Here is a 23,821-nt window from a genome sequence, read left to right as displayed (position 1 = left end):
CATCTGGGATGGCATCGCAATTTGGCTCGAAGTTGGTTAATCTGTTCCATGAGGGTTTGTTGAAGTTGTGGTAATTTCCATCAAATCCTCTCTCTCACCCTTTTGACAACTTTTGTCCTGTACTGAGAATTAGGACTTGCTGATTAATTCTCAAAGTATTGATAAATAAGGGATAATTCTTACTCCTACTTCCTGTAAATTCCCCTAACTCCTGACTCCTACCCTAACTAAAAGACTTTTGAGCGCAAACCCTAATTAATAATTACCTCTCCTTGAAAAGAACAAGATCGAGGCAAAAGGGAAAATTGTTCCTTTGATCCAATCCTCTTAATCTATAAGAAGAGGTAATTCTAAATTCTAAATTCTTGAACTGTCCATTGCTATACCTTTGTCAATTCAGGATAAGATACAAATATGGTAACTATAGATATCCAAGGGGTTCCACACGCCTACGAATTGACAAACCCCACCAAATCACCCCATGTACTTATTTTTATACATGGCTGGCTCTTAAGCCGCAACTACTGGCAACCTTTAATCCAAAGACTTTCACCAGATTACCAATGCTTATCTTACGACTTGCGCGGATTCGGTGATTCTCAAATCCACTCAACCCAAAAAAAATTAGTTTTCAACTATAGTCCCGCAGCTTATGTAGAAGACCTAACAATATTATTACAGAAACTCAATATATCTAGTGCCTGGCTCATTGGCCACTCTTTAGGAGGCACCATTGCCTTGTTAGGAGCGAATAGAATGCTCGATATCATCAAGGGAGTGGTCTGTATAAACTCTGGTGGTGGAATTTATATCAAAGAAGAATTTGAACGATTTAGGTTTGCCGGGGCACAAATTATCAAATTTCGTCCTAGTTGGCTATCTTATTTACCTCTAATAGACTTAATGTTTACAAGGACTCAAGTGGCCGCACCTATCCCTCGTAAATGGGGACGACAACGATTAACTGATTTTGTTGGAGCATCTTACGAAGCAGCTCTGGGGGCATTATTAGACTCCACTACAGAATCAGAAGTTCATCGCCTGCCACTGATAGTATCAAAATTGAAGCAACCTGTTTATTTTATTTCTGGAGCAAAAGACCAAATAATGGCTCCTAAATATGTACAACATTTAGCGAGTTTTCACTGGATGTTTCAAGGCCACGGCGCAAATGTCCTAGAAATTCCTGAATGTGGTCATCTAGCAATGTTAGAACAGCCTGATGCTGTGGCTGCCCATATCCTAAGTCTTTTGCAATAATTAGGGTTTGCTGAATAGAAGTCAGGAGTCAGGAGTCAGGAGTTAGGAGTTAGGAGAATTGTGAAGGAGATAGTGGGAAGAATTATCACTTGATTTTTCTGCCCTTGCCTACTCAAAATGCTAATTCTTTGAGCTTTTTGGATATATCTAATTTCTTATTTACCGAATAATTAATAATTAATAATTGTTAATTAAATAATTCAGCTTAAAAGCCAACCCTTTCAAGGGCAAAAAAAGAAATAATATTTCCTGATATTCAATTCCGTAACGGTTAAAATCCGAGGTAATTATCCATTATCCATTATCGAATCCTATCATTTTTTTTGCTTCCTCAATATGAAGTCCAACAACTACAACATCTCGCTTCATACCATCTAAATTAGCCACTTTTGGTAAATAACCCCAACGTTGAAAACCAAACTTATCAAATAACTTTAAACTAGGCTGGTTATGAGCAAATATAAAACCCAGTAAAGTATTAATTCCTAATTTAGGACTGTAAAAAATTGCCTCTGAAAGTAATTTTTTTCCTATTCCTTGACCTTTATATTCAGGAGCAACATATATACTCACTTCTGCTGTAGCTTTGTATGCAGCTGTGCCATAAAAAGACTGAAAACTCAGCCACCCAACAATTTTTTCATCTAATTCCATAACCAAAATTGGACGACTATCAGGTGTGTGTTCTTTATACCAAGGAATACGACTTTCAACTGATATACACTCTATATCTCCAGTAGCAATACGACTAGGAATTGAAGCGTTATAAATTTCCACAATTACATCTAAATCTTTTTCTTCAGCGTTTCTAATTTTCATTACCGATGTAGCAGTCTTTATTTTAAATTGTGCAGAAAATAGTGAAATTTCCTAATATCATGTTGAAAAAATAATAGACTTCTTGCAGAAGTCAGGGAATAGGAAGCAGTGAGATTAAATTGTTGATTTCATATCTTTAATTGATTTAATTAAAATTTTTGCAAGAGGTATAATGTATTTGAATAATTAAGTGTAATACCTGTTACAGCTTGCTTTCTCCTGTCTCCTGTCTCCTGTCTCCTGTCTCCTGTCTCCTGTCTCCTGTCTCCTGTCTCCTGTTCCCTAGCGCATAGCGCTATACAACTCCATCACATCTTTTATGGCCATTCGAGAACTAGCTCCTAAGTTCAGAGATGAAATGTGGCCTCTACTCAGATGGTCAGCCGCCGCACAACCAATCATAGCCGCATTATCTGTACAGAATTTGAGGGGAGGAAATAGTACCTGTAAATTATTCTTACTTGCTGCTGTGCTTAAGTTTTGTCGCAACCCACTATTTGCAGCGACACCTCCACCAATAGCAATTGTATTTAATCCATAATCTAGCGCACAGGCGATCGCTCTTTTTGTTAACCCTTTCGCTACAGTTTCTTGAAAACTAGCTGCAATGTCCCTAATTATTGAAGACTCAGGTAATAACTCATGGCCTTCTGTTTCCAATTTTTGAATTAATCGCAAGACAGCAGTTTTTAGTCCACTGAAACTACAATCATAAGGATGATAACCACCCTCGGGTAAAGAAATTTTCCCTTCAGGTAAAGAAAAAGCCGATCTATTACCCTCTGCTGCCAATTTATCAATTATAGGGCCTCCCGGATAGCCAAGTTTCAATAATCTAGCCACCTTATCAAAAGCTTCTCCTGCAGCATCATCCTTTGTTTGGCCTAATGTTTCATACACACCACAATCTTTGACATAAATTAAACTTGTATGGCCTCCAGAAACCAACAAACACAGAAAAGGTGGTCTTAATTCTGGTTGACTAAGATAAGTCGCGTAAATATGACCTTCTAAATGATGCACTCCCACAAATGGCTTTTCATGGACAATAGCCAGAGTTTTTGCTGCCGTTATTCCCACTAACAAAGCGCCAACTAAACCAGGGGCGCAAGTAGCTCCAATACCATCAATATCTGGCCAATCCAAATCTACCTCTGAAAAAGCCTGAGCGATCGCCTGATTAATTATTTCTAAATGTTGGCGTGAAGCTATTTCTGGCACCACACCTCCATAAAAGCTGTGAATATTAATTTGTGACTTTACGATATTACTTAAAACTTGACGATTCTTAACAATTGCCACAGATGTTTCATCACAACTTGTTTCTATAGCTAAAATTGTTGTCATTGACTGATAAATTTATAAAAATAGCTTGATTACTGTCAGCTTCAAATTTATCATTTCCATTAAGAAAATCCCTACTTCAGCTTAATTTAGCTACAGAAGTATGGGTAATTGTCAACACTTTGTAATAAAAGGAAACAATTTTATGAGACGATTCTTGGCTTTAGTTTTAGCCATAAGTCTTTGGGCAACTGGTGCATCAGCAGCATCAGCATACAACTTAGTGCCATGTTCAGAATCACCTGCTTTTCAGGCACGAGCTGAATATGCTCGGCCTACTACCGCAGATCCAGAATCTGGTAAGAAACGATTTGAACGTTATTCACAAGCACTTTGTGGAGAAGACGGACTACCTCATTTAATAGTAGATGGTAGTCTGAATCGCGCTGGAGATTTCCTCATTCCTAGCATTTTATTCTTGTATATTACAGGTTGGATTGGTTGGGCCGGTCGTTCCTATCTACAAGCAATCAAATCTGGTAAGAATCCAGAGGAAAAAGAGATTGTTATCGACGTTCCTTTAGCAATCCAAAAAATGTTAGGTGCAGCTCTATGGCCAGTGTTAGCATTTGGAGAATTTACCTCTGGTAAAATGTTTGCTGAAGAAAACGAAATTACTGTTTCCCCACGCTAAAATATCAACTAAGGAATTAGTGAACATCAAGTAATTGTAATTAGTATTTTTATACTAATTACTAACTACCAAGAGTTCCAAAACAATGTTTTTAACATTGTCTAAACAATGCCTGATTTGACAATCAGTTTTTAGGAGAAATATTCATGCAAGACCTACTTAAGTATCTATCAACAGCCCCAGTTTTGGCCGCAGCCTGGATGATTATCACAGCCGGAATTTTAATTGAGTTTAATCGTTTTTTCCCAGACTTACTTTTCCACCCAATGTAAAAGCAAAAAAGTTAACTCAGATTTGTCTGGATTAACCTAAAGTCTGAAACAAAATGTAGATTAAATTCTGAATCAATATTCAGAGGAAAAAAGTGGTTAATTCAGAAATCAAAATTCTAGACTAATAGTCCGTCAAGCAAAAAATGATGAGTATGTTGAGTATCAAAGCCTTATAAATAAGTGTTATTGAGAAATAGTAACTTATTAAATATAACTTGATAGACTACTATAGCTGAAAATCTGATTTCTGAAACCACTCTAAAATTTAGCTGTTGCCAACTCAGTTATCATCTTGTCTTGAATAAAAAAGGAACTTAAGCTGAAGGTTGAGAAATAAAGGTGATAAATGGGTAAACAACGTAAGCATTCAGCTATTAGCAGTCAGCGCTTCAGCAATTAGTAGTGATTGAAGAAGGTAGCTATGCTGTTTGCCTAGCATGACCTAGGAAAGGGAAAATTACTTATAAATTTAAACCCCAAAAAATTTTAAGCACTGTTTAGACGGTGGGGTATTAAACCCGCTACAAAAAAAATAATTACTTCTCAGGTTTGGAAAGGGAACTCATGGCAGTAACTTTATTATTCAAACTCAATTTTTCAATTGCTTTGACCTTCCCCAAAATTAGCTGATAGCTAATAGCTGACTGCTGAATGCTGACTAAACAACTACCTTTAGATCGGCGAATGAATTTGGTATAAATAATAAGGCAAACATCAAAAAGTTCCAACATAATAGCTGAAAAACAGACTTAATGAAATCCTATCTCGCAGCAGCAATATCAATGACAAGTGTGCCTGACTTGTCAAAAAATCTAGCACAGGCAGAAGAATTAATAGACTTAGCAGTCCGTCAAGGCGCAGAGTTAGTTACCTTGCCTGAAAATTTTCCCTTTTTAGGTGAAGAAAAAGAAAAAATTGACCAAGCAGAAGCGATCGCTACAGAAAGTGAAAAATTTCTCAAAACAACGGCTCAAAAATTCCAAATCACAATTCTAGGAGGTGGGTATCCAGTACCTACAAAAGATGGCAAAGTTTATAACGTTGCATCCCTAATAGATTCTAATGGCAAAGAAGTAGGTAGGTATGAAAAAGCACATTTATTTGACGTTAACTTGCCTGACGGTAATACCTACCGAGAATCAAACACTGTCAAAGCAGGTGTCAAGTTACCTTCAGTCTATTCATCAAAAGATTATGGAAATTTAGGCATATCAGTATGCTATGATGTAAGATTTCCTGAGCTATACAGACATCTCTCAAATGCCGGGGCTGAAGTCATATTCGTACCAGCGGCCTTCACTGCATATACAGGAAAAGACCACTGGCAAGTATTACTCCAAGCACGGGCCATAGAAAATAGCTGTTATATCATTGCTCCAGCTCAAACAGGCAACCACTATGGCAGAAGACAAACTCATGGCCATGCAATGATAGTTGACCCTTGGGGTTTGATTTTGGCAGATACTGAGGATAAACCAGGAGTAGCGATTGCAGAAATTAACCCATCCAGATTAGAACAAGTTCGTAGACAAATGCCATCCCTACAACATCGGGTATTTACTTGAAGTAGCACTCAGCACTCAGCACTTCAGGCATCAGCTTCTCAAGGCGTATAATGAGGGATTAAAACCCCCATAAAAGGCGCACCACTAATTTTTCAAATAAGCGTGGGGACTTAAACCCTTGAATTTTTAGCGCTCCAGCTAAATGCTGGCAAGTGGAGCATTCCGGAACAGAAAAGCTGATGGCTATTTAAAAAGGACTTCCTACGGAATGCGACTCAAACTCAAAAAGCAGTTCAGCAGTTCAGCGGTCAGCTTTGCCCGGAAAGCGGAATTCCGGAACGGAGCAACCCAAGCTTTTCAGTCCGGACTGCTCCGCAAACAGATACCATTACATATGCACTACCCTTTTTAGGATGAAGCGCTCGAGAGGGAGCTTTAGCTGAAGCGCTAGTTAATTCTACCTTGACAAACGTTGCATATAACCCACATTCTGCACTTCAATTTGTAACATGACAATTAGTATAAAATCTGTAGTTTTCTTAAGTATTTATACTATATAAATTATCTTCATTTACCTCTATCGGTAGTCAAATTCTCAGTTAAATATTAAGCATAAATACTTACTGAATCGTTTACTACTATTGACCACTATAATTTTCTTCTTAATGCATGACTTTTGACTTTTGACTGTCTTGAGTGCCTCTTACATTCTGGAGGCAATGTGTGCGGAACCATTTCCACAGTTTAGCGCCGTAGGAAACCTAGCCAATTAGCAGTCGATGCATGACTTATATTTTTATGCTACGTTTTGTCGTGCGGAATGTAGGATATAACGTCCCTACCTACTCTCCTACTCCCTCCCATACTCAGGATACTGGTTAAAAAGTTTTTGAGAAATGGTATAATTCCGGTCTAAAACTTTTTCAGGGACTTTCCAAAAATTTCCCATATTCTTTATTTCAAGTTAGATAGATATTTACGATACATTTTAGATAGTTAGATATTTTTTATATATACTCACCAAAAAATATTTTTATAACAAAAGATTAGCGATCCGTGCATAAAGTCCTGTTACATTAAGTCAAGATGATTTAGAAAAACTTAATGTTTAGTTCAATGGCAGGGTTCAATTTTTTGAATGAATTTTTCCTATTTCCTTTATCAGGCAAACTTCAACCGATACTAGCAACAGCGACAGAAACAGAAGTAGAACCAGCAATGGTAGTTGCAGGAGTCCTTTTGAGCCTAGTGGCAATTTATATAGCCAGCAAAGCAGGGGGCGAATTTTTTAACTGGCTAGGTTTTCCACCAGTATTAGGTGAACTGGTAGGAGGTGTAGTTATAGGTATTTCCGCCCTAAACCTGGTAATCTTTCCAGAAAGTGGGGCAGATAGTTCCACATCGGTAGTTATCAGTATTTTAGAAGCAACAGCAGGTTTAGCCCCTGACGCTGCGGAAGCTACATTTCAAGTCCAAAGTGAAGTCCTCGAAGTTCTATCCGAACTGGGGGTGATCATTTTGTTATTTGAAATTGGCCTAGAATCCAACATTAGAGACTTAATGCAAGTGGGTATTCAGTCCCTAATTGTCGCAATTGTGGGAGTAACATTACCATTTGTCGCTGGTACAGCAGGAATGATGATGATATTCCATGTCTCAGCAGTACCAGCAATTTTTGCAGGAGCAGCTCTTACAGCAACCAGTATTGGCATTACTTCCAGGGTACTAGCAGAAATTAACCGCCTTAATACTCAAGAAGGTCAAATTATTTTGGGTGCTGCTGTTATAGATGATGTTTTAGGTATTATTATCCTGGCAGTAGTAGCAAGTTTAGCAAAAACTGGCGAAGTCGATGTAGTCAATGCGATCTATCTCATCATCAGTGCCAGTGTATTTTTGGTAGGTGCAATATTGTTAGGTCGCTTCTTTAATGACACCTTTGTTTTCTTTGGTGAAAAATTTAAAACTCGTGGACGAGCAGTTATTCCAGCTTTGACGATCGCATTATTTATGTCCTACATTGGTACAGCGATCCATTTGGAAGCGATATTGGGAGCTTTTGCCGCAGGATTGGTTTTAGATAACTTGGATCAAACAGAGGTAGGTAGAGAATTAGAAGAACTAATTCGTCCTATTTCTGATGTCGTCGTTCCCATTTTCTTCGTCACAGTGGGGACAAAAACCAATCTTGGAGTTCTCAACCCAGCTATTCCTACTAACCGTGAAGGTTTAGTTATTGCGATCTTCTTAATAGTTGTTGCTATTGTGGGTAAAGTTGCCTGTGGTTTTAGTGTCTTTGGTTTAGAGAACATTAACCGTTTAGCTGTTGGTGTTGGTATGGTGCCACGGGGTGAAGTTGGTTTGGTTTTTGCCTCAGTTGGTTCTGCTAGTGGCGCTTTATCCCCTGCTTTGGATGTAGCAATTATTCTCATGGTTATAATTACAACATTTTTAGCGCCTCCCTTGTTGCGAGTCGTTTTCGGAGAAGGAGAAGCAGAAGAAGTAACTGAAACTTCTAAGTAGTTATTTGCAATAGGTAGTTATTTGCAAAAGGTAGAAGGTTAATTTTTAGATGGCTTTTCTATAACTCATAACCTTTATAGAACCCATTTGAGCTCTACTTAAAAAGAGATAGGGACCTACCCCTAACCCCTCCCAGGAGGGGAATGTGGGGAGATGGGGAGATGGAAGCAAATTTCAACCTGCTTGGTGCACTACCTGCTGCGCTATCGGGCGGTGAGTGCAGTACGCCCTTCGGGTTCCCGTCTGTGGGCGGAACCTGCCTCCCCCCCCATAGGCGCCCCGCCGAATTGAAGCAACTGCCCTACGCAAAGCGTCTCTGTTAGCGTAGCTCCTCCTCCGGAGGAAAGAGATACCCGAAGGGCCTGGGGTCTCATCGCTTTTGGCCTTATTCTCGTTCCTGAATCTTCTGACTTCACCACCGACTGAGTTCTGAGGACGGCAGCCAAAAGCACATACCCCGTGCAAAGATACGATCGGGGGTTCTATATAAGAAATCCAAAACTTTCCCAAAATCTACATTTTTCATGCCTCCCAAGTATAAATTAGGGAGGTATTTTTTTTATAGTATCAAGTCTTATTCATTAGAGTTGTCGCTAAATAAGGGAAAAAAATTACTCTAACCTAGACAGAGCAATAATTCCCAGCATTTTTGCTGTCAAATAGCTACAATCCTTACAGAACAAGGTTTTTGGGATTTTTTTAAGTTATAAAGCGACAAGTCTATTAGACTTAATCAAAACTCTTGTCAATTCTCCAGAGAATCTTTCAAAATTCCTCCGACTCCCTTCTATTCAGTTTCGCTAATCAAGTCCAAAACTAATTTAGCTAATTCATCAGTTGCCCCAAGAGGTTCACTCAGGCAGAATTTAATAGCAGGGTATATTTGAGTAAATTGATTAACTGTATCAGCGATCGCATCAGTAATACCCCCATTAAACAGAAAATAAGGCAAAATTCCAATTCTTTGATATCCTTGTCTGATTAATATTTCAACTCTTGATTTCAGGTTGGGACAAACAGACCAATAAGCAGTACAAACCAAAACTTGACAACTACTTGCAAGAGACTGGGCTATTTTTTCCACAGGTTCATTGCCACCAGGACGACGACTACCATGAGAAATAAGTACCCAAACATCAGCAGTCACGGAAGTTACTTTAGCTGTCAGTAAACGTGCCATTTCTGGATGAGAACCAATATAGGGGCATAGAGTGATTTTACTTTGGCTATAAGTTTCTGAGTTAAATTCAGATTTTTGCTTACTTTTTTCCTTTGCTTTAACCTTGTGCCTGAATACCTCTACTTCTGCTGGAATATCCTCTGTGACATGAACTCCAGGTAATAAAAATAAAGGTATAATTTTAACTTGATTAATGTAGAGCGATCGCCTTTTTTCCCAAAAATCTTCAATTTGTTCGTGCAGAGATTTAAGTCCCAGTTCTAAAACTCCTGTACCAATCAAAGGAAATTTGAGAATATCATTACTTGTCAAATTTCCAGTTAAATTTATTTGCCTAGATAAAAGTCCAGCTAGTATGTGTAATTCTAGGAGCGATCGTGGGTCACGACTACCATGAGATACTAAAAAATAGGTTGATAGCAATTTTAACTTTGACCTAATTATTATATAGATATATAAATATTAAGTAACACTTTTGAACAATTTTCATCCTGATTTAATTAAAATTGTATGTATATTCCTACACATTAACTCTATTCACTTTCTCTGGATATTCGGTAAAAGTCCAATCAATCTCTAATGAGTGAATTTTGTTTTGTCCAGTATATCTGTAAATTGTTTAATTGATAATTAGAATACTTACTTTGTGCCCAGTTAATATTGGTAACTGTATATAAAGATTAAATATTTTTGAGAATAATCTGCTATGATTATTATAGATATCAATATACTTAAGTAGAAAACATACAAGGAGAAAAAAATGGCCAAAGAAGATGTGAAAAGTGTTACCGTACTACAAAGTGATGATGACTTTGGTGGCTCTCCAGCAACCCTCTATGGAAAGTCCCCCAAAAGTACGAAAAAGAAAAAGAAAAAACAGGCACGTGCTTTGAAGCCTTTAGAAAAAATGGTATTTTCAATGGCTAAAAGCTATGACAAATCTAGTAAAGAGTATCGCGATCGTCACGAAAAATCTAACAAAAAGAAGAAAAACGGTTGGATTAAAGATTTCCCCAAAAACTATAGCAAGGCTATGTCTAAGATGGGTGGAATGGGTGTAATGGGTGTTAAGTTGTTTGAATAATTAACGTATTAATGCCTGCCTATTAGACATCTCCAAAATCGGTATTTTTGGAGATGTCTAAAGATAAATATCTACTAATATATATTGTTGAGTAGAAAATATTCAGAGGAGAAATAAAGTGGCTAAAGAAGACGTAAAAAGCGTTACTGTGTTGCAAAGTGATGATGACTTTGGTGGGGATCCAGCAACCCTCTATGGTAAATCAGCTAAAAGGAAAAAAAAGAAAAAGAAAAAGCAGGCACGTGCTTTGAAGCCTTTAGAAAAAGCTGTATTCAGAACGGCAAAAATGTATGATAAGGCTACCAAAGAGTATCGTGATCGTCACGAAAAATCTAACAGGAAGAAGAAAAACGGTTGGATTAAAGATTTCCCCAAAAACTACAGTAAGGCAATGTCCAAGATGGGCGGGTTAGGCTATGGCTATATGGGTATTAAGTTGTTTGAATAATTCAAATATTAATACTGATTAGCAGAAAGTCCAACTAACATAGAAAGTTTTACTTACAACTTTCATATCAGCCAAGAATTTAAGTGCAATGTACTTTTTACATCACGATGAGTGAGACTTTTGAAAAAAGAGTCGGACTCAAGCAAAATCTGGAGCATCTCGCTGCTCCATAGATGGATCAGGAAGCTTAGATGATTAATATAGCCTTGCTATTAGTTAAGTTATGAGGAGTAGTTAAAAGCTAAGAATTAATTGGCATCATACTCCTCATGTTTATATTGGTGAATGGCAGGTTTGAGAGGGCTTGTAACTGTTGGCTAAAATCTGGTATTATCTATAAAAATCTGGGATTATCTGTTTATGCTACTTGGATTCAAAACTGAGTTAGACCCCACAAACCAGCAAAAAACATTGCTGGCTAAACACGCTTGTGTAGCCCGTCATGCCTATAATTGGGGACTATGGTTAACTAGGAAAATTCTCGATCACAATTTAAATAATCCTGAGAGTAAACTGAAATTTCCTACCGCAATCGACCTGCATAAACTTTTGGTGGCAATGGTTAAACCGAATAACTATTGGTATTATGAAGTCTCTAAAACAGCGCCTCAATATGCTTTGAGGTATTTATCAAATGCTGGGAAACGTTGCTTTACCAAAGTGTCTGATCAACCTAAATTCAAGAAAAAAGGTAGAGACGATAGTTTCACTCTAGATGGCTCAATCTCAGTAGGTTTTAATCAAATTAAATTACCCCGAATTGGATGGGTGAAAACTTTTGAAATATTACCAGATAATATTAATCCCAAGTCTGTAACCATTAGTAAAAAAGCTAATCGTTGGTTTGTCAGCTTTAAAGTAGAAAGAGAATCTCAAAACACTGAAAAATCAGTAGATGTAGTTGGTGTAGACTTAGGAGTTAAAACTTTGGCAACATTGTCAACAGGAGAAGTATTCGATGGTGGTAAACCTTACAAAAAATTAGAATCCAAACTATCACGATTGCAATACCTAAACAGACATAAAACCAACAAGTTTTCGTCTAATTGGAAAAAAGCACAGCTAAAAATAGCTAAATTACACAACAAAATAGCTGACATCAGGAAAGATAAGTTGCATAAACTGACTACCTATTTGGCTAAAAACCACAGCAAGATAGTAATAGAAGACTTAAATGTATCAGGAATGATGTCAAATCACAAGCTAGCTAAGGCCGTTGGGTCTATGGGTTTTTATGAGTTTCGTAGGCAGTTGGAGTACAAGTGTGAGTTATACGGTTCTGAGCTAGTTGTTATGGATAGATGGTTTCCTAGTTCTAAGACTTGCAGTAGGTGTGGAGCTGTTAAAGAGTCTCTGTTGTTATCAGAGCGCGTTTTCAATTGCGAACACTGCAATTTGAGCTGTGATCGAGACTTAAATGCAGCGTTAAATTTAGCTATGGCGGTCATTTTGCTCCGCAACGCTAACGCGAACGACCGTGACAGCTTGCGGACTGGATAACGCCGACGTTGCCAGGTAGAAGCAGGAATAGAACAGATTATTTATAGAAAATCATAGATTTATATAGATAATCATAGGTTTCTAAGAACGGACTTTGTCAAACTAACTAAGTCAATATACAACCAATAACAAATGCAAGAAAAAAATAATTGCAGGCTTTTGGTAAAGTTTCCCTTAGCAACATAATTAGTAAAAATTAAGGAGGTCAAAAAAATGGTAATGTCATCTGATACTAGTGAAAAAAGCGTGAAGCAACAACCAAACACGGTTATTTTAGAGTTTGGAGGAGCTAAGAGTGACGATATCGATGATTTACGCAGAGGTGAGGGTAAGGTATTCAAAAGAATAGGCCAAACAATTGAGAAACTACAAGAATCAGGCGAAGTTTCAGATAACATACAACCCATAATTGTTATCCTCAAGAAAAAGAAAAGTAATAAAGGACTTTTAGACTAAGAATATTTTCTGGCTTTAGTTATAGTGAGTGTAAGTGTTGTAACTTCCTTTAAAAGTTTCATAACTTAAGTTATGACTGATACAATAATCTTTCGCTCGACTTCGAGCATTATGCTCGAAGTTATATATGTTAGCTGAAATAGCAGTCTTATCTCCTAGTTATGATAAATTTCGAGAAGGGCATGAAACCCAAAAATGATCGAATTTTCCCTAGCAACATAAGTTAAATTAAGTAGTAAAAATTTAAGGAGAACAAAAAAAATGACACAACAGGCCAACACCATTATTTTAGAAATGAGTGGTGCAGATAAAGACGATATCTATGATTTTCGGAGGGGCGAAGGTAAGATATTCAGAAGAATACGCTCGGTTATAGAACAATTAAAAGAAGAAGGTGCAGTAGATGAAAATGCACAGCCTATAATTGCCCTAGTCCAGAAAAAGAAAGAGCGTAAGGGACTCTTAGACTAGAGAAATGAATACCTACGCAATGTACTAATTTTGCTTTCAAGTTGATAGCAACGTATCTTAGAAATAGAGTTGCGCTTTAAGTCCAATAACAATTAAATCAAGCCCTGCTTGTATAGTGAGGGCTTGATATTTTTGTACTTATTAACTAAGAGTAAATAATTTTTTTATGTATTTGATTCAAGGTGTATCAAAATCCCGTATACTTCAAGAGAAATTATAAGTTCAAGTTGATAACGTGAAGATACTATTAGTCTGCACAGAAAAGTTACCAGTGCCTAATGTCCGAGGTGGAGCTATCCAGACATACATAGACGGTATTCTACCTTACCTAAAACGAGAGCATGAAATCACAGTATTCTCCATAGCAGACCCTGATTTACCAGATCGAGAAATTAGAGACAGTATTCGTTACGATCGTACTGCAGCAGACACTTCAGAAGAATACTATCAAGTAGTAAGCAAATTTGTAGAAAGGAAAAATTTTGATTGGATAGTAATTTACAACCGTCCCAAGTATGTGTCCTTGGTTGCCAAAGCAGCTCCCAATAGTCGCTTTCTTCTTAGTATGCACAATGAAATGTTCCATGCTAAAAAAATTGAACCACAAGAGGCAATTCAATGCTTAGAGCGGGTAGAAAAAGTAGTCACAGTCAGTAAATTTATTGCTGATGGTATTGCCAAATTATTTCCAGAATATAAACACAAACTGCAACCTGTATATGCTGGAGTAGACCTCAAATGCTTTCAGCCAAGGTGGGCAGAAGGAGTAAAAGAGAAACGAGAAGCAATGCTGGCGACTCATGGGTTGGAGGGTAAAAAAGTAGTCCTCTGCGTGGGAAGGTTGACAGATAAAAAAGGACCTCATCTGTTAATATCTGCGATCGCCAAAGTAATCAAAAAACATCCATCTGCTGTATTATTGCTAGTAGGGAGTAAATGGTACGGCAATAACAATGAAAATGATTATGTCCGTGAAATTAAAGCAGAAGCAGAAAAGTTAGGGCAAGCAGTTCAGCTGACTGGTTTTATCCCACCATCAGAAGTAGCAGATTACTTTTTGTTAGGGGATATATTCGTGTGTGCATCTCAATGGGAAGAGCCTCTAGCTAGGGTGCATTATGAAGCTATGGCAACAGGACTATGCACTATTACTACTGCTAGGGGGGGAAATCCTGAAGTAATTGTTCCCGGAAAAAATGGTATTGTCATCTCAGACTACGACAATCCTGATGCCTTTGCTACTGAGATCGACTACTTATTGTCAAAACCAAAGAAGAGTGAAAAAATGGGAAGAACAGCACGTGATCTAGCAGAATTATATTACAGTTGGTCAAGAGTAGCTTGGGATATTTTGAGTATTATTAATGACTCAACATCAATTTCGGTAGAAACGCTACAAGACATAAAAGAAACCAAGGAAGCAGGATAAATCTAAATTTGTCAGAATTTTGTGAAAGGAAAAAAAGAATATAAAGTCTAAATATTTCTTAGCTTAGTCTGATGTTCATAAGTATTGGTAAACATAAAACTAAAAGCAATAGCTGCACATTAATAGATGAAAAATGAGCAATAATTTTCGGCGTTGCTGAATAAATGTATGATTTCACAGGAGTCAAGAGTCAGGATTCAGGAGGACTAAGCCAGGAGTCAGTAGGTAGAAGAGAGTTTTTCGGTGATTAAATAGGAAGAAATAGGTATAATTTGCACTATTGTTTTGGCTAAAAATTTACCACTAGTTGAATTTCATACCTCAAATCAGCAACGCCGAATTTTCTAAATTAATTGACCTTCTCCAGTATTGCTCCCTAAATCAATCCGATCAAAAAGCTTACACTTTCCTTAAGAATAGTGAAAAAGAAATAGAAAGTATCAGTTACAGAGAATTATAGCGCTGCGCGCAGGCAACAGGCAATAGGGGGAATAAAAAGCTGTTTGCGCAAGCATTCCGTAGGAATCATATAAGATTTTAGCTATTGGACACCTCCTGCAATTTGTAAATATGCCAGCGCACATTGCTATAGATAAAAAAGCACAGGCGATCGCTGTAGAGCTTCAAAAGCAGCAGATGGGTAGCAAAGAAAGGGCGTAGTATCTGGTGATGGTGCCTATGATATAGCTGCCGCACTTGCTCCACCAACAGCGCAATTGCTACCAGGAGGCCAAAAACAGAGGTGCAAAACCAATCATACCACCTCGTAAAGATGCCGTGCCACAGCACAGCATGGCAAGAGCAAAGCTTCACCCCATCCCAGGGATGAAAACCTCAGACAGATTCATTTTGTAAGGTGGGGTGAAAGAAATGGAAGCGCAAGAGTGGTTACTATCGACGTTCCCTATCTGTTTGCGCAGCATTCCGTAGGAAAACTATACTGAAACAAAAATGGTTATTCTTAAGTTGGATAGCAGTTTTTATTACCACCAGCTTTATATAAGCAGCGATTTTGCCGCGATTAAATACCGACTTTGTGGGATTTATAAATCATAAAACAAGATGCTTGTCAATCCCATAAAATCAACCCATTTTGAAAAAAAAGTACACCTTTCCTCTTAGACTTTAGACAGTAATGGATATGTCCCTTTTATTTCTATCGCAAGATAAATGTTCCTTTGGGGAGGGGCATAAATCCGTGAAAGTAACTTCCTGCCAGGCGTTCGCGCCTCGGTAAAGTAAAAAAAAGAGCGATCGCTTCTATCCTGGGGCGATCGCTCTTACTTATAGCGGTTTTCACAAAGGTAGACTACAGAAAAATATAAGTATGTTTGAAGTTTGATAAGTTACAAACTTGATAGCTGTATTCTATGTTAATGAAAACCGCTATAATAAGCGAAACAGGCGAACACTCCCCCAATCGAATCGGTTTCTCGGCATCACCAGCAAAAGCAAAGGCGATTGCTCCCCAATGCGATCGCCAGTTTGTATATCTTTTTTTCATAATCGCTGATACGGCGGTTATGATTCATCGCTTGTGACAAAAGAAAAGGTGGGTCTAAGATTGCGATTAGTAACCGTAACCTTGGGGTTTTAATGCAGAAACATAGCCTTAATTTACTTCTACTGAAAAGTAAGCAAATAACTCCGTACAAGTTGATGTACGTCTAAACCAATACACTCAGAATTGCTTTCACATAAGTTAGAACATTCTTGTGGGCCATAAACTGTAGTAGTATCAAGCTCTCGACCTCGGATAAATACATCAGGCGACAAGGGTCTCATGTCTGCAAGAGCTGGCGTTACATTATATTGGGTGTTTTTCAAAAAGGACTTCCAGGCCATTTTTACCTGTCCCTCAGATGAAGACCTTTTTCTCTAATATTTTCTTAATTTTTCCTTCTCAGCAGCTTTAGCAATCTAACAACTACAGACAATAGATGAGGGATTGCCGAGTTATATTGCTTCAAAGTAAAGCTTATTTATTGATGATAAATGTTATTCATAACGATGAATGTTTGGTAATGAAAAGAAGTCCCGAACCTTTGAGGAAGACAGCTAATATTTTAGATAAATTAGGTTTTTTGCAATCTGGTTTACTCAAGAGTAAAAATATTCAAGATATTGTACAACAGCCAAAATCAGATTTGGTTTATGGTTATTTTAATACAGCCAATCCAATTGATAATTAGACTTATATTGCTAATGGTTGGGCAATATTACCAGAAAAAGGCGAAGTTGCTGATGGAGTAATTTTAACTTATGAAAACTTTCTGGGTGACGCAATAATATTTAAGTTAATTAATCAAAGGATGCCGATACCTAGTGTCAGAGAATATTTTAATAATTAAACTTATTTATATTCTGGTTGGCAAAAATATTTTTCGGTTCAGGAAATTTCCCAAAGAACAGTTAAACTTCAAGCCTGGGATTTTGATACGGACACTGACAAAGCTTTTTTATTGAACAAATACTCAAATAATATTTTCGAGCAATTAACAAAGCAAAAGTCGTTATCGATCAAGACAGAATTCAGGAGGTAAGAGTCCATAGTCAGATAAGGATGCAAATAATCAGTTATACCAATGGGAAAAAAGTTTGGTAAATATTCGGAGAAGGGAATTGTAATAAGCAGAATTATCAGGCTTTCCTACTTCTGATTTCTGCCATTCCGCAAGCAGATAAGAGTCTTTGATCGAAATGGTATGATCCATAATATGTTAAGATAATGTTCTAAAAATAACTGTATTTTTGAGCAGATAACTTTTATGACTCAAAGCCTTTCCCGAATCATGAAATTTTTTAGATTAGTATTAGTTGCCTTCCTAATGGCAATACTTGTGAATATGGGTATCTCAGTGGCGCATCGCCCACATGATGTTGTCACACATGTTGAAGTATCACCAAATTATCAACAAGATCAAACAGTATTAATTGTTGTGAGAAATAACCTGTATCGTTCATCTGATGGAGGCGCTTCATGGCAGCGTATTACTAAGGGTTTAGATTATTCTAGTTTGTTTATCACAGATCTGGAATTGAGTCAGCAAAATGATGGTTTGGCATTTCTGGGAACACTTGGAGATGGAATCTACCGATCATCAGACAAAGGACTTACCTGGCAAAATACCAGTGAAGGTTTAGATGAACTTGCTATAGACCATATAATCGTTTCACCAACTTCATCAAAGATTGTTCTAGCAAGTATCTCTGATCGACTCTACTTAACTCAAAATTCTGGGGAGAGTTGGCAACAGGTCTTCCAAAGTAAAAGTCCTATTGAAGCTCTGGGTTTTTCTAATGATGGCAAATTAGTCATTGCTGCCAATACAAACGAACTCTTAGTCTCTCGCGACAGCGGAGCAACTTGGCAAGCTAGCGATCGCGCTGCATCTGGCCTACCACTAGATAGTCCAATTGTTGCTATTGAGTCTATGCCAGGTGGAGCAGTAGGTTCAATGTCGCTGGCGACTGAAACCCAGGGTATTTTTCAAACTACTGACCAAGGCAAAACTTGGACAAAACAGGCAATTCCGATCGCCAATGAGCTTATTAAAGATATCAAAATTATTCCAGGGTCGCAAAATGCACCACAACTGTTTGTTTCCACGGCAAATACTGGGTTATTTTACTGGGATGGCCAAGAATGGCAGCCAAGAACTCAGGGACTCATAATTGATTCTCAAGCTAAGGGTATGAAGCAACCTAGCTTTACTGAGCTAGAGTTCTCTCCAGATGGCAGCGTGAGTTTCCTAGCAGGTTTTGATGGTCTCTTCAAGTCTGAAGATCAGGGGCAAAAATGGCAAGACTTAGAAACCATACTCAGGAGTACGGTGGTTGCAATGGCAGTTTCTAATAATTCAACTTTGGCGACTGTGGACTACGTTGGTAACATTAATATCAGTAGCGATAGCGGTCAAACTTGGAAGATCGCTCAAAGAGGTCTCCAAGAACCTTGGTTTACTAGAAAGTGGGAATCACTACCACCCAACTACGATCCTCGTCGCTACTTTGATGTTGCTTTTTCTCCAAACTACGATCGAGATCAAACATTATGGGCATCATTCCTCTGGACAAAGGTAGCAAGAAGTCAGGATGGGGGTATCTCCTGGTCAATTGCTTCTATGCCTAAAGAAGAACGTGGACTCACAATAGGTGTTTCTCCAGACTTCTCAAACGATAGGACTGTTTACATCCTAGCTCAGAAGGGTAATGTCTATCGCTCTCAAAATGCAGGTAAAGACTTCTCAAAAGTTGGTCAGGTTCCATCTCTTCAAGGCAACAATGGTCCGTCTATTGCCATATCCCCTAATTTTGCTAGCGATAATACTCTCTATGTAACTGGAGAAAAGGGAATCTACAAGAGTACGGACGGTGGGAAAAACTGGGAAGCAATAAGTGAAAATACAGATTTAGAGAAAGCAATAAAAATGCAGATAGTTATTTCTCCAGACTTTGCACGGGATCAAACTTTATTTGTTAGTACCAGGAGTCGAGGTCTTTTTGAATCACGGGATGGAGGAAAAACTTGGAACCAGCGGCTAACTATACCTGGATTAGGTACTGACTCGCCTGAGTTGGAAGCTATTGCTATTTCACCAAACTATGAAAACGATCAAACACTTGTGTTGGGTGTGCTAGGTCTTGGGTTATACAAAAGTGAAGATGGAGGGCAATCATTCAAACAAATTGCAGATGGTTCATTACCCGTATCAAGAATAGGCAATGTGCCTTCATCAGGAAAGCCAATTGTTTTTTCACCAAACTATGTTAATGATAGGACTATCTACAGCTTTGGTTCAGCCAGTTTGGAAATATTCAAGTTAACAACAGATAATGGAAAGACCAAGGAAACTTTAGCTATTCAAAATTCTGAGTCAATGGCAGAACCAAATTTTCTCAGCAATATTCGGTTAGCTTTATATATCTATCAAAGTTTATTGAAAAAAGCTTTAGTCGTGTTAGTCGCGGTGGTAGGAGGGATAATTATTTACCTAAGGTTAATCAGAAAACATCTTCAAAAGAAACTTTAGCTACTCAAAATTCTGGTTGTTGCATTATTAAGGGATGATTTTGATATGTGGCCAAAAATTTGGCGTTGCTTAAATGTAATGATAATTAGACATTTACTCCATATGCGTGGAGTAGCGAGTAGGCAGCTTTGCTGTAGGGAACCCACCCCTCGCCCCTCCCCCTCCCTAGAGGGGAAAGAATTGATAATTTCTTTGGGATATAGATATTGATTTTTGATTCTTGGAGATGTCTATGAACGGAAGGTAAAATTGAAAAACTGATGTTTTGCGCCCAAAGTTAATCTCAAAATCATTACCACTCAGCAACGCCAAAAATTTAGCCTGATCGATCAAAAGTTTTAGCTTCTGCTAATTTAATTATCATCCCATTGAATACTTTACTTACGAGGAAGGAAGGCAGCTATGCTGAGGGCAGCTATGCTGTTTGTGCAGCATTCCGTAGGAAAGGGAATATTGGTTCAAAGGGAGAAGGTTTTTTGTTTGCTGGTGAATAACTCACATTAACGCGGAGCGCGGAACGGAGTTCTATCGCGCTCTTATCAGGACATGATATAAACCAGTTACAAAGAGAAATGCTATATCTTTCCATCTAGCTCAAGTTCATCAGTATCAGCAAACTGAACTCTTTATGCAGATTAGTGGGAAAGTTTTGATCGTTTTTATACTGGTATTGCCTATCTTTTTATCCTTCGCTAACTTAGATCAAAAGCCTGACAATGCTGATGAAGTTCAAAGCTTTGATCGAATGGCAGGTTAGACTCGCACTCAAATTAAAGAAGTTGATAAAAAGCAGAAAAAAGAGTAAACTTATATGTCAGGTAGCCATAGATGAGTTGAGCAAGTGGACTACTGAAAGCAGACAAACTAGGCTAGTGAGACAACATAAACAAAGGGAAAAAAGATTAATGACTAAACTAATTATACAAATCCCCTGTTATAACGAAGAAGCTACTTTAGGAATGACTCTAACTGAATTACCTCGAGAACTTCCTGGTATAGATAAGGTAGAATGGTTGATTATTAATGATGGTAGTATTGACAAGACCTTAGAAGTAGCTAAAGCCTCAGGAGTCGATCATATTGTTAATTTTGAATATAATCAAGGATTAGCAAAAGGTTTTATGGCGGGAATAGAAGCCTGTTTGCAACATGGAGCTGATATTATTGTTAATACCGATGCTGATAATCAATATTGTGCAGCAGATATACCTAAACTAATAGAACCAATTTTAGATGGAAGAGCAGAAATAGTAATTGGTGCTAGACCAATTCAACAGATTAAACATTTTTCACCAATCAAGAAATTTTTACAAAAAATAGGTAGTTTAGTGGTCCGTATTGCTAGTGAAACAAATATTGCTGATGCTCCTAGCGGTTTCCGTGCTATGAGTCGTAATGCAGCACTACAATTAAATGTTTTTAATGAATATACTTACACACTAGAAACTATTATCCAAGCTGGGCAAAAAGGAATGACAATTATTTCTGTCCCCATTAGAACTAATGGTTATTTACGACCATCCAGATTAGTTAAAAGCATTCCAGCTTATATCCAAAGATCGATTTTTACGATCGTTCGGATTTTTATGACTTATAAACCTCTAAAGTTTTTCTCAATTTTAGGGACTATTCCCTTGAGTTTTGGTTTCATTTTATGTGTACGTTGGTTCATTCTATACTTGAGTGGCACTACGAGGTCTCATGTCCCTAGTTTAGTCTTAGCTGCAATTTTAATTTTAACGGGATTTCAGCTATTTATTTTTGGTCTAGTTGCTGATTTGATGTCAGTTAATCGTAAGCTTTTAGAAGATATTCAGTTAAAGTTACGTCGTAATTTTTTGGCTAACTCATTAGAAAATAACCCTAAAAATTCTAATTTTGATTAGCTTTTTTTGGTAAAAATTTGCTGGACTTTTTCAAAAATATTTATTATTGAAATATTAAAAATGATAATTCTTCCTATCTTATCTTTCGTTTTAATTTTTGCTCAATTATTAACTCAAAAAAATGATTGGCGTGATAGTTTCTTTAAAGCAATTGTTTTATGGGGAATAATTTTAACAATAATAACTGAATTACTAAGTTTATTTGGTTTATTTCAGTATTTTTGGGTAATAGCAGCTTGGCTATTAATAAATTGTTTATATATATTTTTACTAACAAAATATTCGTTAAAAAAACATATAAACAATCTTAAAATATGGGGCAAAAGCTTACTGGGATTATCACCAATGTTAATACTTTTGCTCACCTGTATAACAATTATTGTGTTCTTAATTGGTATAAATGCAATAATCGCTGCACCCAATCACTCCGATTCAATGGAGTATCATTTACCTCGTATATATTATTGGATTCAAAATCATACTGTCGCTCATTATCCTACCTATAATTTATTTCATCTCTATCAAAATCCTTGGTCAGAATATGCCATGGCTCACTTTCAAATTCTCAACAAAAGCGATCGCTTTGTGAATACGATCCAATGGGGTAGCATGGTAATGAGTGTCTTGGGTGTTTCTATTCTTGCTAAACAGTTAGGTGGTAATATTCGCGATCAAATTCTGGCTAGTGTTTTTGCTGTAACTATTCCTATGGGAATTCTACAAGCTTCTGGTACTAATAACGATCTTGTAGTTACTTTTTGGTTAATTTGTTTTGTTTATTTTACATTTACAACCTTAGAAAACGGTATATCTAAAAGTAATATTTTGTTTTTAGGGTTTAGTTTAGGTTTAGCTATTTTAACAAAAGGTACGGCTTATATTTATGCTTTCCCATTTTGTATTTGGTTATTGTTGTGGGGAATTAAGAATTTAAAGTGGCAAGCTATTAAACCTATAGTTATTATTTTATTAATAGTATTAGCCATTAATTTAGGACATTATTTAAGAAATTATGCTCTTTTTGACTCGGTATTAGGGTTGGCGGCGACGGGAGAAAGAAATAAAGAATTCGGTGTATTGATTTCTATTTCAGGAATATTAAAAAATTTATCATTGCATGCTGATATTGTCAGGAATCTACAATTAGAAAAAATTATTTCTCCTACTACGGGTTTAACTAATAAAGTATTAGAAATTATTCACGGAGTATTAGGAATAGACTTATCCGATCCAGCTTTAACTAGCCCTAAAGCCAGGAAATTTTATGTTCCTGGCTTATCTACTAATGAAGATGTTGCAGGTAATCCTTTGCATTTATTATTAATAATAGGGTCATTTGTTGTATTAACTATTAATCAAAAAATATGGACAAATAAACTTTTAATTAAATATGGGATAGTTCTAGTTTTAGGTTTTGTTTTATTCGCAAGTCTTTTAACATGGTCTCCTTATCGTTGTCGATTACATTTACCTCTATTTATATTGTTTTCTCCTTTTGTAGCTATTGTATTTTCTAAATCTTTGCCGAAACAAATAAGCTATTTCTTAGCAATACTTGTTTTATTTCTTTCTTACAAATGGGTTCTATTTAATTCAGTCAGACCATTAATTGGGGAGAACAATATTTTTCAAAATTCAAGAGTAGAACAGTATTTTAAAACTCAACCAACATATCAACAATTTTATTTAGATGAAGTTGTGAGAGTAGAATCAAATCAATGCAAAAATATAGGGTTGACTTTTAAAAGTTCTTCTTTTGAGTATCCTTTATTAGTTCTATTAAATGAAAATTACGCTAAAGAAATTAAACATATAAATGTGGAGAATGAATCTCAAGTATTAATCAAGAAAGATTCTAACTCTAATTTTCAAAACTTAAATAATGATTGTATTATCAATATAGATAGAAATAAATTAAAAAATTAAGAGAATTAATAATGAAAATGAGCGACAAAAAGTTATGATTTTATTCATAAT

Annotated in this window: 21 protein-coding genes; 16 read left to right on the top strand and 5 right to left on the bottom strand. The window is 36.8% G+C overall.

Going from position 1 to position 23,821, the window contains the following annotated elements; genetic code table 11:
* The first annotated feature begins 414 nt into the window (after positions 1–414).
* Complete coding sequence (locus F6K18_RS24380) at positions 415–1,260, top strand: alpha/beta hydrolase (RefSeq protein WP_287524917.1); 846 nt, start codon at positions 415–417, stop codon at positions 1,258–1,260.
* Between the two features lie 294 nt (positions 1,261–1,554).
* Here F6K18_RS24380 and F6K18_RS24375 read toward each other — a convergent pair whose 3' ends face one another.
* Together F6K18_RS24375 and tsaD are read right to left on the bottom strand one after the other, a co-directional pair.
* Positions 1,555–2,079, bottom strand: coding sequence for an N-acetyltransferase family protein (locus F6K18_RS24375; RefSeq protein ID WP_287524916.1), 525 nt, complete (start codon positions 2,077–2,079; stop codon positions 1,555–1,557).
* A 282-nt stretch (positions 2,080–2,361) separates the two neighbouring features.
* Positions 2,362–3,426 (bottom strand): tRNA (adenosine(37)-N6)-threonylcarbamoyltransferase complex transferase subunit TsaD, encoded by a 1,065-nt coding sequence (tsaD, locus tag F6K18_RS24370; RefSeq protein ID WP_287524915.1) that lies wholly within the window; start codon positions 3,424–3,426, stop codon positions 2,362–2,364.
* A 142-nt stretch (positions 3,427–3,568) separates the two neighbouring features.
* Between tsaD and F6K18_RS24365 the strand changes: the two genes are divergently transcribed.
* The 4 genes from F6K18_RS24365 to F6K18_RS24350 all read left to right on the top strand — a co-directional run bounded on the left by F6K18_RS24365 (position 3,569) and on the right by F6K18_RS24350 (position 8,357).
* Complete coding sequence (locus F6K18_RS24365) at positions 3,569–4,057, top strand: Photosystem I reaction center subunit III (protein WP_287524914.1); 489 nt, start codon at positions 3,569–3,571, stop codon at positions 4,055–4,057.
* A 146-nt stretch (positions 4,058–4,203) separates the two neighbouring features.
* A complete protein-coding gene (gene psaJ / locus F6K18_RS24360) occupies positions 4,204–4,329 on the top strand; it encodes a photosystem I reaction center subunit IX (RefSeq protein ID WP_124143070.1) in 126 nt (41 codons plus the stop codon).
* A 752-nt stretch (positions 4,330–5,081) separates the two neighbouring features.
* On the top strand, positions 5,082–5,894 hold the full coding sequence (locus F6K18_RS24355; RefSeq protein ID WP_287524913.1) for a carbon-nitrogen hydrolase family protein: 813 nt from the start codon (positions 5,082–5,084) through the stop codon (positions 5,892–5,894).
* Between the two features lie 1,044 nt (positions 5,895–6,938).
* Positions 6,939–8,357: a cation:proton antiporter gene (locus F6K18_RS24350; RefSeq protein ID WP_375341345.1), complete on the top strand. Its 1,419-nt coding sequence runs from the start codon at positions 6,939–6,941 to the stop codon at positions 8,355–8,357.
* Between the two features lie 787 nt (positions 8,358–9,144).
* Here the strand turns inward: F6K18_RS24350 and F6K18_RS24345 are convergent.
* Complete coding sequence (locus tag F6K18_RS24345) at positions 9,145–9,960, bottom strand: sirohydrochlorin chelatase (protein ID WP_287524912.1); 816 nt, start codon at positions 9,958–9,960, stop codon at positions 9,145–9,147.
* Positions 9,961–10,297: 337 nt separating this feature from the next.
* Between F6K18_RS24345 and F6K18_RS24340 the strand changes: the two genes are divergently transcribed.
* The 6 genes from F6K18_RS24340 (at position 10,298) to F6K18_RS24315 (ending at position 14,925) form a co-directional block, all read left to right on the top strand.
* The gene (locus F6K18_RS24340; protein ID WP_287524911.1) at positions 10,298–10,621 is read left to right on the top strand and encodes a hypothetical protein; all 324 of its coding nucleotides are present in this window, start codon (positions 10,298–10,300) and stop codon (positions 10,619–10,621) included.
* 118 nt (positions 10,622–10,739) lie between these two features.
* Positions 10,740–11,069 carry a hypothetical protein gene (locus F6K18_RS24335; protein WP_287243879.1) on the top strand — a complete coding sequence of 110 codons (330 nt, stop codon included), beginning with the start codon at positions 10,740–10,742 and terminating at the stop codon, positions 11,067–11,069.
* Between the two features lie 360 nt (positions 11,070–11,429).
* Positions 11,430–12,569, top strand: a complete 1,140-nt coding sequence (locus tag F6K18_RS24330; protein WP_287524910.1) for an RNA-guided endonuclease TnpB family protein — start codon at positions 11,430–11,432, stop codon at positions 12,567–12,569.
* A gap of 213 nt (positions 12,570–12,782) precedes the next feature.
* Positions 12,783–13,025 carry a hypothetical protein gene (locus tag F6K18_RS24325; protein WP_287524909.1) on the top strand — a complete coding sequence of 81 codons (243 nt, stop codon included), beginning with the start codon at positions 12,783–12,785 and terminating at the stop codon, positions 13,023–13,025.
* Between the two features lie 261 nt (positions 13,026–13,286).
* Positions 13,287–13,496: a hypothetical protein gene (locus F6K18_RS24320; protein ID WP_287524908.1), complete on the top strand. Its 210-nt coding sequence runs from the start codon at positions 13,287–13,289 to the stop codon at positions 13,494–13,496.
* Between the two features lie 235 nt (positions 13,497–13,731).
* Positions 13,732–14,925: a glycosyltransferase family 4 protein gene (locus F6K18_RS24315; protein WP_287524907.1), complete on the top strand. Its 1,194-nt coding sequence runs from the start codon at positions 13,732–13,734 to the stop codon at positions 14,923–14,925.
* A 1,156-nt stretch (positions 14,926–16,081) separates the two neighbouring features.
* Here F6K18_RS24315 and F6K18_RS24310 read toward each other — a convergent pair.
* Positions 16,082–16,225: a hypothetical protein gene (locus tag F6K18_RS24310; protein ID WP_287524906.1), complete on the bottom strand. Its 144-nt coding sequence runs from the start codon at positions 16,223–16,225 to the stop codon at positions 16,082–16,084.
* 323 nt (positions 16,226–16,548) lie between these two features.
* Entirely contained in the window at positions 16,549–16,752 is a 204-nt protein-coding gene (locus F6K18_RS24305) for a hypothetical protein (protein ID WP_287524905.1), read from the bottom strand.
* A gap of 161 nt (positions 16,753–16,913) precedes the next feature.
* Between F6K18_RS24305 and F6K18_RS24300 the strand changes: the two genes are divergently transcribed.
* The 5 genes from F6K18_RS24300 to F6K18_RS24280 all read left to right on the top strand — a co-directional run bounded on the left by F6K18_RS24300 (position 16,914) and on the right by F6K18_RS24280 (position 23,770).
* Positions 16,914–17,117 (top strand): hypothetical protein, encoded by a 204-nt coding sequence (locus tag F6K18_RS24300; protein WP_287524904.1) that lies wholly within the window; start codon positions 16,914–16,916, stop codon positions 17,115–17,117.
* A 600-nt stretch (positions 17,118–17,717) separates the two neighbouring features.
* A complete protein-coding gene (locus F6K18_RS24295) occupies positions 17,718–19,958 on the top strand; it encodes a YCF48-related protein (protein WP_287524903.1) in 2,241 nt (746 codons plus the stop codon).
* 45 nt (positions 19,959–20,003) lie between these two features.
* On the top strand, positions 20,004–20,168 hold the full coding sequence (locus F6K18_RS24290) for a hypothetical protein (RefSeq protein ID WP_287524902.1): 165 nt from the start codon (positions 20,004–20,006) through the stop codon (positions 20,166–20,168).
* A 695-nt stretch (positions 20,169–20,863) separates the two neighbouring features.
* Positions 20,864–21,844: a glycosyltransferase family 2 protein gene (locus F6K18_RS24285; RefSeq protein WP_287524901.1), complete on the top strand. Its 981-nt coding sequence runs from the start codon at positions 20,864–20,866 to the stop codon at positions 21,842–21,844.
* Between the two features lie 6 nt (positions 21,845–21,850).
* Positions 21,851–23,770, top strand: coding sequence for a glycosyltransferase family 39 protein (locus F6K18_RS24280; RefSeq protein WP_287524900.1), 1,920 nt, complete (start codon positions 21,851–21,853; stop codon positions 23,768–23,770).
* Positions 23,771–23,821: the final 51 nt, after the last annotated feature.

The sequence above is a fragment of the Okeania sp. SIO2C2 genome (assembly GCF_010692625.1).
GTDB lineage: Bacteria > Cyanobacteriota > Cyanobacteriia > Cyanobacteriales > Microcoleaceae > Okeania > Okeania hirsuta.
Note: the sequence above shows the minus strand (reverse complement) of the source record. Positions and strands in the feature narration are given on the sequence as shown.